Source organism: Anaerostipes sp. PC18 (genome assembly GCF_039789045.1).
GTDB classification, from domain to species: domain Bacteria; phylum Bacillota; class Clostridia; order Lachnospirales; family Lachnospiraceae; genus Anaerostipes; species Anaerostipes hominis.
This window is the reverse complement of record NZ_CP121164.1, coordinates 860,894-876,768: the sequence shown is the minus strand read 5'-3', so window position 1 is coordinate 876,768 and position 15,875 is coordinate 860,894. Positions and strand designations below refer to the sequence as shown.

Here is a 15,875-nt window from a genome sequence, read left to right as displayed (position 1 = left end):
GGCATTTTTATCTTATTTTGCTATACTAAGTGTATGAAATGTTACCTATCCTAAAATGATATGGAATAAATCAAGAGAGGACAACTTATGAAGATTGAAATTGGAGACAAGATCACCCTGTCAGAAGAAGTTACTGACGAACTGACTGCCGCCCGCTGGGGGAGCGGAAGTCTTCCTGTGTATGCCACACCTGCCATGACACTCCTGGTAGAAAGGGCTGCCGTAAAATTATTAGAGGGAAAGCTGGATGAGGGCATGACCACAGTCGGCACCAATTTAAACATTTCCCATGTATCTGCCACTCCCGTAGGCTGCAAAGTGACCTGCCAGTGTCATCTGACAGAGATCAACCGCAGGAAATTAGAGTTTCAGGTGGAAATTATGGACAATAAAGGCCGAATCGGTATCGGCACACACGAGCGCTATATCGTAGCCGCCGATTCATTTTTAGATAATGCAAAACAAAAATTAAATTAAACATTCATCAAAAAACGTCAATCCTTAATTTCGGATTGACGTTTTATTATATTCTGTGATAGTTGTCTTAAATCTTAATGTTTTCCTTTCAAGATCGGGGATATCCTCTTATATACCAAAAATGTGATTACAACGCTGAACATTCCTTTTACGAAGGTAAATGGCATGTTAAACCAAATTAATGCATCCCATAAGTTCCTGACATTGTGGTTGATCGCCTGGTAAGCTCCGATGATCGCTTCCATCGGCATGAAGTTTTCATAGACCGGATAGACGATAAAGTAGTTGGAAAACACACTCACGACTGCCATTATAACGGCTCCTGTCAGGGCACCGATCAATGCTCCCTTCTGTGATTTATTTCTCTTATAGATCAAACCTGCCGGAAGTACAAAGCAGACTCCCAGGATGAAGTTGGAAATCTCGCCTACTCCGCCGGACGTGGTGTGCAGAAGATTTACGATATTTTTAATAAAGCACACTGCGATGCCGGATACCGGCCCCATGGAAAACGCGGCGATCAGAGCGGGAAGTTCGGAAAAGTCCATCTTAATGAATCCCGGCATGATAAACGGTACGCTGAATTCAAAAAACATCAGGATTGTGGCCAGCGCTCCAAGCATGGCGGTCACTGTGATCTTTCTTACATTTACTTTACTCACTGCTGCTGTTTCATTCATCATTTTCTTTCTCCTCCATTTAACAATTCTTTTATTCTGAGGGGGCTGTCTGATCCAATCCCGCAAAATAAAAAATGCCCATGTCACCAAAGACAGGGCTGTGCTGAACGATACAAAAATACCGTCCATGGTTACTTCTTTCATCCAGACTATACTGTTGGTTTGAGATTCACACTCAATCGGCCTTTCGGTTCGCGGACTTGCCTTCTAAATAAAGAAGAATCACCGCCAGTCGAGAATTGACGCTTTTAAACGCCTCACTCTGCCCTGAAGTTGGAGAATTATTATTCTCTACTTCGATATGCAATTTTATACTACGTTTATTATAGACAAATTTTTCCCGTTTGTAAAGTCATCTTCAGAATTTTTTCGGGTACACATCGTTTTGTCTTTCCTTCTTTACAGCACTGTGGACATTTGGTAAACTTATAACAATCGGCTTAATGGGCCGTCTACATACAGATTGAGATATAAAGGAGAGGTAAGATTATGGGTATGCATAGAATCAATAAAATGCCGTCTTCTGAGGAACTTCAGCAGGAATTTCCTTTGAGCAAAGAGGCAAAACAGATAAAAATGGCGAGAGATGAAGAGATCAAAAAGGTCTTTACAGGGGAGTCCGAAAAGTTTATCGTGATCATCGGTCCCTGCTCTGCCGACAATGAGACAGCGGTGATGGACTATCTGGGACGACTGGCCGGCGTTCAGAAAAAAGTTTCCGACAAACTTCTGATGATCCCCAGGATCTATACAAATAAACCGAGAACAAACGGCGCCGGATACAAGGGAATGGTTCACCAGCCGGATCCAGAGAAAGCTCCGGATATGGCAGCAGGTCTCCGTTCCGTGAGAAAACTCCACATCGACGCTCTGGAAGCATTCCACATGCCTGCGGCTGATGAGATGCTTTATCCCGGAAACTGGCCTTATATGGAAGATATTTTATCCTACGTAGCCGTAGGTGCCCGTTCCGTAGAAAATCAGCAGCATCGTCTAACTGTCAGCGGGTTCGACATTCCCGCAGGGATGAAAAACCCAACCGGAGGCGATCTCACCGTAATGATGAATTCTATCGTGGCCGGACAGAGTTCCCACAATTTCATTGCCAACGGCTATGAAGTAAATACAGACGGAAATCCTCTGACCCATGCGATCCTCCGCGGCTCTGTCAACAAGCACGGCAACAATGTGCCGAATTACCACTATGAAGATCTGGCAAGAGTTGCTTATATGTATGAAAAATTCGGCCTTGCGAACCCGGCTGTCATCGTGGATGCCAACCACTCTAACTCCGGAAAGCAGTGGGATCAGCAGCCAAGGATTGTCCAGGAAGTTCTCCACAGCCGAAGCTTCCTCCCCGAGATCAATTCTCTCGTTAAAGGCATCATGATCGAAAGCTACATTGAAGACGGCAGCCAGCCGATCGGAAACGGCGTGTACGGCCAATCCATCACAGACCCCTGCCTTGGATGGGAAAAGACCGAGGAATTACTTTATAAGATGGCTGAACATGTTTAAAATTCCCGGATTGACATAGCTCTCTAAAAAGCAGCCCAGCACCAGCAGTATCAGTTCCAGATGAATGGAAAACTTTTTTAAGAAGGAATGACCTGTATCAAAGGTTATTTCTTCTTTTTTTTCATCTCTTACATTCCGCTGGTACAGAAGATACATAGACCCGCCGTAACAGATATAGTGCGGAAACAGGCTCAGTATCACAATCAGCAGGCCTGCAATTCCTAAATTCATCACCTGGAGAGACAGGATAGAGCCCAGAAAAAAAGAAAGGCTGAAAAGTCCGCCGTATAAAAGCACAACCGGCTTCAAAATAAAACCGATCAGAAATAGAATTCCGTACTGTTTTCCCCTCTTAAATAAAATATAGGGCAGAAGGCTGCTGCCTGATATGTATAATCCTTTCCCGCTGAGCACAAGGGAATCCATCTGTCCCCCATACTCCAGATAATCTTTATACACTGCATTTGTAAAAAGGCTTCCCAGCACAAGACCGGTCAGCACGAACACGCCGATGAAAAATTTCTTCCGCTCCATCTAAATTCCCTCCCAGATATCATTTGCTCCGCAGATATAAAAAAAGAGCCACATAAAATTATATGTGCTCTCTTTTTTCTTTATGACACCGGGTATCTCATCCTTACAGCGTATTTAAATATGTCATGATTCCAGAAATCGTCTTGGCATCCACGATCTCTCCTTTTAGGATCATATCCTTCACTTTCTCCGGCGTAAATTCATATACATCGATAAACTCGTCTTCGTCCAGATTCTGCTCTGTCTTATGAAGTCCGGTCCCGACAAAGATCGGGATTTTTTCGTCGCAGAAGCCAATGGCAGTTACAATCGTGATCAGAGGTTCAATCTTTTCTGCCCTGCATCCTGTCTCTTCCTCGATCTCCCTTTTTACACAGTCGTACCCGCTCTCCCCCTGTTCAATTCCTCCAGCCGGTATCTCATAAGTCATTGCATCCAGAGCATTTCTATATTGACGGACCAGCAGGATATTTCCTTCCTCTGTGACCGGAATAATCGCTGCCGCTCCCGGATGCTTTACCAGGTCCCAGGTGACAGTATTGCCATTGGGCAGTGTAATGATATCTTCATAAAAGCCCACTACTTTTCCCTGGTGTACAAGATTCTGTCTGATTTTTTTATATCCATCCATATGATTCCCCGCCTTTTAGCTTACAGACTGATGATAATATTCGATTACACGTTTTGCAATCGGGCTGTCTGCGTCCAGACCAGTATATTCAGATACCGCCTGTTCAATTCCGTTATTTTTAATTTCCTGCTGAAGTTTCTGTGCGTTTGCGTCCCTGGGCTCCGCATATTGGAATCCGGCCGCCATAGCTTTGGCGATCGAATCGAAACTGACGCCGTGTTTCAGACACAGCTCGGCGGCTCCTGTCAGACGGTCTCCTTTTGACAATTTACGAATCGGATCGTATCCTACCCTGTAGATAGAATCCGGAAGCACACCCTTGGCCGGTGCAAAATAAACGAGATTGTGCAGCTCTTCCGGTGTAATCGGATATTCCTTCATAACGGCTGCCGTGATCTCCTCTACCACTCCTTCCACAACTTCCGCGATCTCAGGATCAGCCTCAGATTCCGGAATCGTACTGTACCCCTTTAAATATCCCATATAGGCCAGCGTTGCATGGGGACCGTTGACTGCGGTGACTTTAATGTCTTTGAGCATCTCAATCTTGTCCGTAAGTTCCATCCATTCCACATCACTGAAATCGTTATTGACCGGCTGCTGGATCAAAAGCGAATTAACTGCAACGGTATCAATGTGAACATCGTAATTGCTCTTCGCATCTGTACTTCTGCGGATAATAGAGTCGCGGATCACTACATTCTGATCAAACCACTCCTTTGCTTCTTCGGACAAGTCTTTTCTGAATGCCTCCGTAATTCCCGGGATCAGATAGTTTTTATTTGTAATACAGATCATAGTCAGTCTGCGGTCCGGATGAACCCTGTAAAATTCTTCAAAGCACTTCGCCAGATAACCTGCCGCCTCTTCAAAATCTTCCGGGTAAAGGGGAAGTACGATCACATCCGTCTCCAAGAAAGCTTCCATGCATGAGTATTCTTCATCACAAGTATATGCTTTAAAATTTTTGACAGTACGGTTTTGTATTTCATCCACCCGGTGTACCTTCACATAATAGCATCCGTGTTTTTGTAATTCTTCTGAAACTCTCGGGTCCTTATCCAGGAATGTAATATTCCATCCCGCATTGTCAAAAGTTTCGCCTACAAACCCTTTTCCTAACCGTCCTGCTCCTACAATCAATACATTCTTCATTTTTCCTCCTAATCAGTGTTATGTCTGAAAGACAGCTCTATATTTACTGATCAGAATCTGTAATCAAATATGTAATATCACCTGTCTTGCATATGACATAATTTGACACAGATCCGATCTTTTCCTTCGTCACAAGCGCTGCAGTCTGATAAGAGACAGAAAGCATCTTCTGTTTCAGCTGGCATTCTTCTATGGATGAATGGCTGATGCCCACTTCACTGCTCATACAGTAAATTCCCATAAAATACAAATCCGGATGAAGCAGTTCCAGCTGTTTGATGACTTCATATCCATAAGTGGCCATGGAAGACTTATACAGATTCCCGCCCAGTGTGATCACATCGATGTTTGGATAATCCCTTAAAAGAAGGATGATCGGGATACTGTTTGTAATAACCGTACAGCGCATGTGTTTATCCAGGTGCCTGATCACCTGATAATTGGTTGTTCCGTCATCGATCAAAATCACTGATCCGGGTTTAATCAATTCTGCGCCCTTTTTGGCCAGACGAATCTTTTCTTCCAGATTCAGATCAATCCTTGCATCAAAATCTTCCTTCAAAGGTCCGTTTTTTACCGCTCCGCTGTGCACCTTCTTCAGAAGGCCTCTCTGGTCTAATTCTTTAATATCTCTGCGGATCGTATCCTCAGAAACTTCAAGCCTCACACTTAATTCGCTGGCAATAATTTTATTTTCGAGGGACAGTATCTCCAGGATCTTATCCTGCCTCTCTGCTTTTAACATCTTCATCGCTTTACCTTCTCCTACACATACATTCTGTTGATTAAATTAATATTATTATAACGAATCCGCCGAAAAAGGGAAAGCAAAAGCGGCCATTAAATATTCTTCAATATTTCCATTATCTCTTGTTTGTTTTCAGCGCGCCTCATCTTTTCAATATTTTCTTCCTCAGCACAGATCAATGCTATGTTGCTGAGCATATTCAGATGAGTGCCGTCTTTTCCGGCGATGCCTATGACTACATATGCAATATTTCCATCACCAAAATCAACGCCTTCCGGAACCTGTACTACAGACAGGCCCGATGTATATATTTCCGAATCCGACGATTCTATCCCATGAGGGATCGCCAAATGGTTTCCGATATAGACAGAGAATCTCCTCTGCCTCTCCAGCATATGTTCAATATACTTCGGAGTCGTATACGCGTTTTCCATTAAAATTTTTCCGGCATACCGGATTGCCTCTTCTTTATCTTTTACCTTTACATTTAACGCAATATTTTCTTCTGATAAAATAGGTTTTACTTTTTCTTTGCCGTTTCTGTCTTCGATCACTTCCAGAGCCCGGTCGTAATCAGCTTCTTTCAGGAAGTTGTTGATCGCCAGAAATTCCTTGCCTGTATTATCTACACTGAGTTTGGCCCTCTCAATCAGCCCTTCCAGCGTGATAATCATGTCTGCATCAGGATCGATCCGGCTGGCTGATGAATTCTTTACTTTAATATCTTTGTATCCTTCTTTCTGGAGACGGTTCTTTAAAACCGATGCTCCCATGGCACTGGACCCCATTCCCGAATCACAGGCCACAATGATGTAACGAATGGCACCTCCTAAAGAAGGCTTATGTTTCTTAAAGGCCGCTTCCGGCTTTTCTGCCTTTGTTCCCATATCGACACCGGCCACGGCAAGATCTGCCTCTTCCTCCGGAGAGCCTATGGTCTTCAGAATAAATGAACCGATCAGCAGCGCCACCGCGAATCCCGCTCCGATTGCCAGAACATTTGCCACCGCAGCATCCTTTGGTGTCATAAGGGCTATATTTATCAAACTGCCCGGAGACGGCATGCCGACCAGACCGCCGCCCAACACGACCAGGAGCAGAAGAGAGGTTGCAAGCCCTCCCATCGTGGCAAAAATCATGATCGGATTTGCCAGGACAAAAGGAAAATACACTTCCCCGATACCGGCGATTCCCGCAATAAACATCGCCATGGGAGCTGTCTCTTTTGCTTTTCCCTTTCCAAAAACAGCAATGGAGCATAAGGTGCCCAGCAGCGGACCACAGTTAGAATCGAGCAGGAACATCAGGGATTTACCGGCCTCCTGAGCCTGAGCGAATGCAATCGGTGAGATGATTCCATGATTTACTGAATTGTTCAAAAACAACACCTGGGCAGGACACATGAATACAGCCAAAAGCGGAATCAGTTTCTTCGCGATCAGGAAGTTTATTCCTGCCGTCAAAAATACGATAATTGCATTTACCACCGGCCCGATGATCAAATAACCGAGGATAGCCAAAGCAAATCCAATGATTCCAAGGCTGAAATTATTGATGAGCATTTCAAATCCGGGCTTGATTTTTCCCTCCACTGCACGGTCAAACTTCTTTAGAATCCATGAGGAAAACGGACCCATGATCATGGCTCCGCTGAACATAGTGATATCAGAACCCACAATCACTCCCATGGTAGTAAATGCACCGATAACACCTCCCCGCTGTCCATGGATATTATAGCCTGCCGTATAGCCGATCAGAAGCGGCAGCAGATAATTTAATATCGGACCTACCATCTCATTTAATTTTTCGTTGGGAATCCACCCTGTTGGTATGAACAATGCTGCCAGCAGTCCCCAGCCCACAAATGCACCCAGATTCGGCATGACCATCCCGCTCATATGCCCGCCAAATTTACGAATTCTGTCCAGTGCCCCTGCTTTTGTTTCCATATCTTACACCTCCGGTTCTCATTCTTATACTTTTTACTATTTAAATGCTTTTTAACGTGTAGACTTAGCTCCGCTGATATTTACAGTAGTTCCTGATATGTAACTTGCGCGGTCGGACATCAGGTAGCAGATCAAATCGGCAACTTCATCTAATTTCCCCGGCCTTCCCATAGGAATAACTTTTTCATAATCAGATGAAATATTGTTCTTATCCTGTCCTCTTGTATAAGCAAGTGCTTCAAATGCTGCGTCGTTATTCATAGGAGTTCTCTCGTTAATCGACGGCGCCACACCGACAACACGGATATTATAAGGGCCCAGCTCTTTCGCCCATGACATTGTGTAAGAAAGGACTGCTCCTTTGGTGCCTGAATAGCAGCTCTGGCCTTTAGATCCCTGCATCCCTGCCTCAGATGACATATTTACGATCACTCCGGATTTCTGTTTTATCATGTAACGTGCAACAGCCTGTGAGCACAGGAACACTCCTTTTTGATTTACATTGACCATAAAATCGAAGTCTTCTTCTGAAAGTTCATATTCCGGCCGTTTTCCGTAAAAATCAACCAGCAGTCTCGGACGGCTGACTCCTGCATTGTTAAGAAGGCCATCAATTTTTCCATATTTTTTTATAACCTGCTCAACCATCGCATCCACACTTTTCTTGTCGGCAACGTTGCACTCAACAAAAAAGATATTCTCATCCTTTTCAAATCTCTCATTGTTTCTCAAATCCGCTACTACTACTGCCGCACCGTTTTGTCTCAATGTCTCAACTACATGTTCACCGATCCCCTGGCTTCCGCCTGTTACGATCATAACTTTCCCGCTTAAATCCATCCATTTTTCCATATTTGCTTTCCTTTCTTTCTGCATTTTTTTGCGTCTTCATTTGCATTTTATGCGTCTATTTGCTTGTTTTATTTGCTATATCTTTATAATACCAGCATATTTTTGCATTGTCAATGCTATTTCTTGCAGTTATATGCGTTTTTATATAAAATAACCCGCATTTTTCGTAAAAAAATGCGGTTATCTGCATGTTTTTTGCGGTTCAAATATGTGTAAAAGATTTCTCACAGCAGAAAAAGACAGCAGATGAATAAATTCATCTGCTGTCTCACTTTACATTGATTATTTCGCATAGTCCACAACCCGTGACTCACGGATAATATTGACCTTGATCTGTCCCGGGTAATCCAGGTTATCTTCCACCTGTTTTGAAATATCCCTGGCCAGCAAAATCATATCGTCGTCACTGATCTGTTCCGGAACTACCATTACCCGAATCTCCCGACCTGCCTGAATCGCAAAAGTTTTATCAACACCCTGGAAGGAATCTGCGATCTCTTCCAGCTGTTTCAGCCTTGTCGTATAGCTTTCCAGTGTCTCGCTTCTCGCTCCCGGTCTCGCTGCAGAAATTGCATCTGCAGCCTGAACAAGACAAGCGATTAATGTATCTGGTTCTGCATCCCCATGATGGGACTCCACTGCATTGATTACGATTGGATGTTCCTTGTACTTCTTGCACAAGTTCACTCCAAGTTCTACGTGGGAACCTTCCACTTCGTGGTCGATAGCTTTTCCAATATCATGGAGCAGCCCAGCGCGCTTTGCCATCCTGACATCGACTCCGATCTCAGATGCCAGCAGCCCTGAAAGCTGTGCCACCTCCATAGAGTGCTTCAGTGCGTTCTGTCCATAGCTGGTACGGTATTTCATCTTGCCCAGCAGGCGGACCAGTTCAGGATGGATGCCGTGAACTCCAAGTTCCAGAGTTGCAGCCTCCCCGTCTTCCCGCATCTTCGTCTCCACTTCTTTTGTGGCTTTTTCGACCATCTCTTCGATCCTGGCCGGATGAATCCTTCCGTCCACGATCAGCTTTTCAAGAGCAATCCTTGCAATCTCTCTCCTGACCGGATTAAAACTTGACAATACGACTGCTTCCGGTGTATCGTCGATGATCAATTCTACTCCTGTCATATTCTCAAGGGCACGGATATTTCTGCCCTCCCGGCCGATGATACGTCCTTTCATCTCGTCGTTTGGAAGCTGTACAAGAGAGATCGTCGTCTCAGCCACATGGTCTACCGCGCACTTCTGAATGGCTGTGACCACATATTCCTTAGCTCTCTTTCTCGCATCTTCCTTTGCTCTGGATTCCATCTCTTTTACGAGCATCGCTGTCTCGTGCTTTACGTCTTCCTTAACTGCTGATAATAGTTGTTCTTTTGCCTGATCAGAGGTCAGCCCAGAAATTCTCTCCAATTCCTGTAGGTGTTTGGACTTGAGCTCCTGCACTTTTGCCTTGTCTGCCTCAAAATTCTTTTCTTTGGCAGTCAGAGACTGTTCTCTGCGCTCCAGCATCTCAGCCTTTTTGTCAACAGTTTCTTCCTTGTTGAGAACGCGCTTTTCGTACTTCTGCAGTTCGCCCCTGCGTTCCTTTGTTTCCTTTTCAAAGTCATGTCTCGCTTTTATAGTTTCTTCCTTGATCTCAAGTGAAGCTTCGCGTTTCTTCGCATCCGCTGCTTTTATGGCTTCATCTATAATATCTCTGGCTTTGCTCTCTGCATTTCCAATGGTTACTTCCATGGCCTTCCTGCTTCTTTGATTGGCAACAAGGACGGAAATTGGCGCTACAATGACCAGAGTTGCGATAATGGCAATAATTATACTTACCACAGGCCTCCTCCTTATTCAATTTTTTGTGCATAAAACACTCTTCTAATTTTAAATGTTTTTGCACAAAAAGTCAAGAAAGCCTAATGCTCAGGTTGAATAATTACAGCCTGGTACGGAGGAATCAAAAGCCCTCCCCCAAAATCCTTCTCTTCTCCAGTCAAGAGATCTGTACCTTTTCCCGCTCTGGCGTCAAAATGCAGCGTGTATTCCTCCGGTCCTGCATTCAGGGCAAAGATAATTCTCTCTTCTCCGGCTTCCCTCTCAAAAGCGATGATATCCTGTTCCGTGCGTATTTCTCTGTAACCGCCGTCTTTCAGTGCCTGACTGTCTTTCCTCACCTCTGAAAGCTTTGCGATGTATTTATAGAGTTCTCCCTGCTTAAGATCCTCAGGTCTTACTCTCGGACGAAGTGAATCGTCACTGCCAGGTTCCTTAAATCCTTCGATTCCCCACTCACTTCCGTAGTAGACGGACGGTACCCCCGGCATGGCAAACATGAGTGCATAGATCAGAGGCAGATGCTTTTCATCCGTAAGCTGGGTGGCAATCCGCATCACATCGTGGTTATCCACAAAACTGTACAGAGGGAGCCCCTGGTAAAGCGTCCATGGTTCCGGCCCAAACTGCCGGTTCAGAGAATAACCGATCTCATGCATGTTGTGGGTATTAAAACTGGAGTACAATCCCTTATAACATTCATAATTCGTGACAGAATCAAGCATATGGTGATTGACCAGCGTGCTGTAATCCCCGTGCAGCATTTCTCCTATAAAGACCATCTCGGGATTTCTGTCTCTGGCAAAATCCACCAGAGTCTTCATAAACGTCCGGTTCAGCATATAGGCTACATCCAGGCGGATACCATCGATCTCGAATTCATCCATCCACATACCCACTGCATCCAGAAGGTGGTCTCTGACTGCCGGATTATCCAGATTTAATTTTACCAGTTCAAAATGGCCTTCCCAGCCCTCGTACCAGAATCCGTCGCCGTAGTTGCTGTTCCCGTCAAAATTGATATAGAACCAGTCTCTGTATTCAGAATCCTGTCTCTTTTCCAAAACGTCCTGAAATGCCCAGAACTCTCTGCCCACATGGTTGAATACACCGTCTAAAACAACTTTTATCCCTTCCTCATGCAGGGTGCCGCATACTTCCTTAAAATCCTCGTTGGTTCCAAGCCTTTGATCGATCACTTTATAATCTTTCGTATCGTATCCATGGCTGCTGGACTCAAAAACCGGTGAAAAATAAATGGCATTGGCTCCGAGTCCTTTGATATGGGGTATCCATTTCTTCACTTCCAGTATTCCATGTTCTGCCTCATCATCCACAAAAGCTCCCAGCGGAAAAATGTGATAAAATATCAGGTCCTTCATTGTTAATTCTTTCATAGTCAATCTCCCTTCCTACCTTTGGGGTGTCACTCTGTGCTCTTTAAAGATTCTACCATGTTGATCTTCCGAAGCTGGAAAAACATCATGAAATTGATCAGCGCCGCAAACCCTATGGTGAGCAGAACACTGTATAGATAACTGGCCGGCAGGATCTGTCTTCCAAACATGATCAGATCTACCTCCGCAGTCAAAATCACATATCGGTGGAGGAGGATGCCCAAGCCCGCTCCCACAGCTGTGCCTATGATGGTGAGCAGGATATTTTCCCTGTAGACATAGGCCGCGGTCTCCATGTCAAAAAAGCCCAGGACTTTAAGGGTTGCAAGTTCCGCCTTCCTCTCCGCGATATTAATGTTGTTCAGATTATATAATACTACAAAAGCCAGTAGTCCGGCAGATACAATTAAAACAAACACAACAATATTCAGATTGTTCAGCATGTCGTTCATCTCTTTCTCAAAATCCGAAGTGAAGGAAACAGATGCAGCTCCGTCCTGTTTCAGCAGGCCTTTTCCGAGATTAGTTTCTGTTTTATCAGATCTGTCCTTGTTTTTTAAAAGAATCTGATTGTACTCCGGCTTTTCTTCATATAGCTTCTGGTATAACTTTTTGGACATATAAACATTGTGGCGCATATAATTCTCTGTGATATGCTCTACTTTTGCTCCAACCGACTTTGTTTCTCCTTCCTTGATCGTGACGGTATCTCCTTCTTTTATGCCCAGGAGGGTGCATACTTTTTCCGTAAGGATCACACCGCTGTCAGAAAGCCGATATTTCTCCCCGGACATCCGGTCCTTAAACCGGATATAAGCCGAAAGTTCTTTCGCATCTTCCGGAACAAACAGAGAAGCCGACTTGCGGTCCCCGCCAAACTCCACATCCACAGAGACATTGTGGATTTTGGTGCTGTTCCGTATTGTATGCTGTTTTTGTATCCAAGATGCAATTTCCTGCTCCTTTTTTACAGACAGATTATCTTCCAGGGTAACCGATGCATCATAGGTCATAATATTTTGATACTGATTTTTTGATATGGCAAAAATAGAATCTTTCAATCCAAAACCGACGAGCAGCAGCGCCATACATCCGCCGATCCCGAATATGGTCATAAAAAACCGCTTTTTATACCGGAACAGGTTTCTTAACGTGGATTTCCACGTAAAGTTTAAATGCCTCCACAGAATTCCGATCTGCTCCAGCAAGATCCGTTTGCCCTCCTTCGGCGCCTCCGGGCGCATCAGCTGCGCCGGTTTTTCCCTCAGCTCCTTATAGCAGGCAAATATGGTGGCTCCAAGCGTAATGCACACAGAAGCCGTGGATGCCGTCAGTGCAAACCTGGTCTCAAACGGATGTTGTACCGGACCGATCCCCGTATACATCATAGAATATGCCTCTATAATGATCTTGGGGAGAATTGTCTCTCCCACAAGCACACCCGCGATGCTTCCGCCTGCCGTGGCAAGCAGGGCATACAATCCATACTTCTTTGCCACATAGAAACCTGTGTATCCCAGAGCCTTTAAAATGCCGATCTGGGTCCTCTGTTCCTCCACCATCCTGGTCATAGTCGTCAGACTCACCAGTGCGGCTACCAGGAAGAAAATCACCGGAAATACTTCTCCGATCGCCCCGATTCTTTCGGTATCCCCTCCGTATTCCACGTAAGACTGGATCCTGTTCCGGTCCAGCACATACCATTTAGGCATCTTTATATCATTAATCTCTTTCCGGGCATCGCCGATCTTTTTCTTTGCCTTGGCAAACTTGCGGTCCGCCTTCTTTTTGGAAGATTTATATTCTTTCTCTCCCTTTTCAAGTTTTTTTCTGGCGTTTGAGAGCTCTTCTCTGGCATCCCGAATTTTCTGTTCACCGCTTTTCAGCTCTTTTTCGTTCTGTCTCAGCAGAGCGGCAGAACGATTCAGCTTTTGTTTATTCGCCTTCAGTTCTTTTTTCCCTTTAGCCAGTTCTTTTTTGGAAGCCTTTAGGACAGCCTCCTCTCTGGACAGTTCTTTCTTTGCCTGCTCAAATTTCATCTGCATTTCCGGAGGAATCTGCCCCATGACACCTGCCTGCTGCATCTGTTCTCTCAGCTGTTCTTTCGCTTCAAAGAACTGTTTTTCTGCCCTGGCAAGCTTTTTTTCATTGGCCTTGATCTCTTTCCCGGCCTTTGCAAGCTGCTTCTTCCCGCTGTTATAGCTCTGCCATCCTTTTTTTATTTCTTTTTTACCCCGCGAAATCTCAGTCTCCTGGGTTGTGATCTCCCTCTCCCCGGTGTTTATATCATTTTTGGCGTCTACCAGTTTCTTTTTCGCTTTGACAAGCTCTTTATCCGCCTTTTTCTTTTCTTTTATATATATGTCTTCTGCTTTCTTTACTTCCTTTTTGGCCTCATCCTTTATTTCTTTTTGTCTGGCCTCACAGCGGCTGTCGGAAATACCCCTGATCTTTTTTTCTGTTTTCTCTACGATATTGTCGTAATCGTCCGTATATGCGGTCTTCTCTGCCGCTCCTTTCACAGTGATATACAAATCCGTGTAGACATCCAATTTGAAATTTTCTTTCGGCACCACGGCAAAACCGCTGATCTGCCCATTTCCTATGGTTGCCGTTCCCCTGTCCCTGGAAAGGTAATATGAGGAACTTCCCACTCCGACTACTCTGAGTTCTGATTTTTTTAATGTCTCCCCGATATCATCATCAGTTCCCGAAGACACTGTGATCGTATCGCCGACTTTAATATCCGAATGTTCCATCAGATAAGAATCGATCAGGCACTCGCCATTCGTTTCGGGCATCCTGCCCTCTGTGACTTTGATCTGGTTGAGCCGGCCGGTCGCCGCCATGACTTTTAAGACCATCTCTGTGTCATTCAATTTACAGATCGTATCCACAGAGCAGCTTGGCTCCGCCACGGAAACCCCGGAAATTTCTCTGACCGCCTTTACATCTTTATCTGTGATACCCATGGTGCCAAGGACCCTTAGATCCATGAGCCTGCTCTCGTCAAATTGGGCATCTGCGGTTAACTTCATATCAGGCTCTGTAACCCGGACCCCTGAAAAAAATGCGACTCCCAGGGCTACAATAAAAAAAATGGACAGAAACCTGGGCAGTGTTTTTCGGACCATCATAAAATTGTCTTTATGAAGCGCTTTCTTCATGTGACCCACCTACCATTCTATCGTGTCTACCGATTTAGGTTCCTTATTGATCCACATGTCATGTACTTTTCCGCTCTTGATCTCGATTACACGGTCTGCGATCGGGGCGATCGCAAGATTGTGAGTGATGACGATCACGGTCTTATTTCTCTCCCGGCATGTATCCTGCAAGAGTTTCAAAATAGACTTTCCTGTCTTATAGTCCAGCGCCCCGGTTGGCTCATCGCAGAGCAGGAGCTTTGGATTTTTGGCGAGGGCCCTGGCAATGGAAACCCGCTGCTGTTCTCCTCCGGAAAGCTGGGCAGGGAAATTAGACAGGCGCTCAGAGAGTCCCACATCCGAGAGAATCTGCTCCGCATCCAGCGGATTTTTGCTGATCTGAAGGGCCAGCTCCACATTTTCCAGCGCCGTCAGGTTGGGCACCAGATTGTAAAACTGAAATACAAATCCGATGTCATTTCTCCGGTACTGGGTCAGCTGTCTCCTTGAATACTTTGCGATATCATTTCCATCTACAAAAACAGAACCGGAGGTGACTGTGTCCATCCCTCCCAAAATGTTCAGAATCGTCGTCTTTCCGGCGCCGCTGGCTCCTATGATAACGACAAATTCTCCCTCACTGATGGTAAAATTAATCCCATCCACGGCCTTGGTAACGACCTGTCCCGTCTGATATATTTTCCTCACTTCTTCCAACCGAATAAAACCATCCATATGCAGTTCCCTCCGCTATCCGAGATACATAAATTTTAACATATTTTTGCCCAAATTAATACCTAAATGCGCTGCTGCAGCCCGATGAGGGCGGATTTCTCATGTTTTTAGGATTGTGGGAACACAAAGTGCGGAACAATCCGCAGGTATCCAGGGGTTAAAATATATTTTGACCCCAACATCATTTGATATGTTATGACGAAGTCTATAAAACGTATGTCTGGTA

General features: G+C 44.9%; 13 protein-coding genes and 1 riboswitch. Of the genes, 2 read left to right on the top strand and 11 right to left on the bottom strand.

Annotation, left to right across the window (positions count from 1 at the left end; all coding sequences use genetic code 11):
* Positions 1-87 precede the first annotated feature (87 nt).
* Positions 88-477, top strand: a complete 390-nt coding sequence (locus P8F77_RS04865) for a thioesterase family protein (protein ID WP_287517526.1) — start codon at positions 88-90, stop codon at positions 475-477.
* Between the two features lie 74 nt (positions 478-551).
* Here the strand turns inward: P8F77_RS04865 and P8F77_RS04860 are convergent, their stop codons facing one another.
* Positions 552-1,160, bottom strand: coding sequence for an ECF transporter S component (locus tag P8F77_RS04860; RefSeq protein WP_024728330.1), 609 nt, complete (start codon positions 1,158-1,160; stop codon positions 552-554).
* 125 nt (positions 1,161-1,285) lie between these two features.
* Positions 1,286-1,436: riboswitch (FMN riboswitch) on the bottom strand.
* A 210-nt stretch (positions 1,437-1,646) separates the two neighbouring features.
* Between P8F77_RS04860 and P8F77_RS04855 the strand changes: the two genes are divergently transcribed.
* Positions 1,647-2,675, top strand: coding sequence for a 3-deoxy-7-phosphoheptulonate synthase (locus P8F77_RS04855; protein WP_287517522.1), 1,029 nt, complete (start codon positions 1,647-1,649; stop codon positions 2,673-2,675).
* Here the strand turns inward: P8F77_RS04855 and P8F77_RS04850 are convergent.
* From P8F77_RS04850 to P8F77_RS04805, 10 genes are all read right to left on the bottom strand, one after another.
* A complete protein-coding gene (locus P8F77_RS04850) occupies positions 2,646-3,209 on the bottom strand; it encodes a hypothetical protein (protein WP_024728332.1) in 564 nt (187 codons plus the stop codon). The genes P8F77_RS04855 and P8F77_RS04850 overlap by 30 nt on opposite strands.
* Positions 3,210-3,312: 103 nt before the next feature.
* A complete protein-coding gene (locus tag P8F77_RS04845; RefSeq protein ID WP_024728333.1) occupies positions 3,313-3,840 on the bottom strand; it encodes an NUDIX hydrolase in 528 nt (175 codons plus the stop codon).
* 15 nt (positions 3,841-3,855) lie between these two features.
* Entirely contained in the window at positions 3,856-4,995 is a 1,140-nt protein-coding gene (locus tag P8F77_RS04840) for a mannitol dehydrogenase (protein ID WP_024728334.1), read from the bottom strand.
* Between the two features lie 43 nt (positions 4,996-5,038).
* A complete protein-coding gene (locus P8F77_RS04835) occupies positions 5,039-5,746 on the bottom strand; it encodes a DeoR/GlpR family DNA-binding transcription regulator (RefSeq protein ID WP_034549974.1) in 708 nt (235 codons plus the stop codon).
* A gap of 89 nt (positions 5,747-5,835) precedes the next feature.
* A complete protein-coding gene (locus P8F77_RS04830) occupies positions 5,836-7,692 on the bottom strand; it encodes a PTS mannitol transporter subunit IICBA (protein ID WP_287517513.1) in 1,857 nt (618 codons plus the stop codon).
* A 51-nt stretch (positions 7,693-7,743) separates the two neighbouring features.
* Positions 7,744-8,544: an SDR family oxidoreductase gene (locus tag P8F77_RS04825; RefSeq protein WP_024728337.1), complete on the bottom strand. Its 801-nt coding sequence runs from the start codon at positions 8,542-8,544 to the stop codon at positions 7,744-7,746.
* Between the two features lie 282 nt (positions 8,545-8,826).
* Positions 8,827-10,323, bottom strand: a complete 1,497-nt coding sequence (gene rny / locus P8F77_RS04820; protein WP_235824625.1) for a ribonuclease Y — start codon at positions 10,321-10,323, stop codon at positions 8,827-8,829.
* A 131-nt stretch (positions 10,324-10,454) separates the two neighbouring features.
* The gene (locus P8F77_RS04815) at positions 10,455-11,768 is read right to left on the bottom strand and encodes an alpha-amylase family glycosyl hydrolase (protein WP_024728339.1); all 1,314 of its coding nucleotides are present in this window, start codon (positions 11,766-11,768) and stop codon (positions 10,455-10,457) included.
* 29 nt (positions 11,769-11,797) lie between these two features.
* Positions 11,798-14,935, bottom strand: coding sequence for an FtsX-like permease family protein (locus P8F77_RS04810; protein WP_287517506.1), 3,138 nt, complete (start codon positions 14,933-14,935; stop codon positions 11,798-11,800).
* A gap of 9 nt (positions 14,936-14,944) precedes the next feature.
* Positions 14,945-15,649, bottom strand: a complete 705-nt coding sequence (locus tag P8F77_RS04805) for an ABC transporter ATP-binding protein (RefSeq protein WP_024728341.1) — start codon at positions 15,647-15,649, stop codon at positions 14,945-14,947.
* Positions 15,650-15,875: the final 226 nt, after the last annotated feature.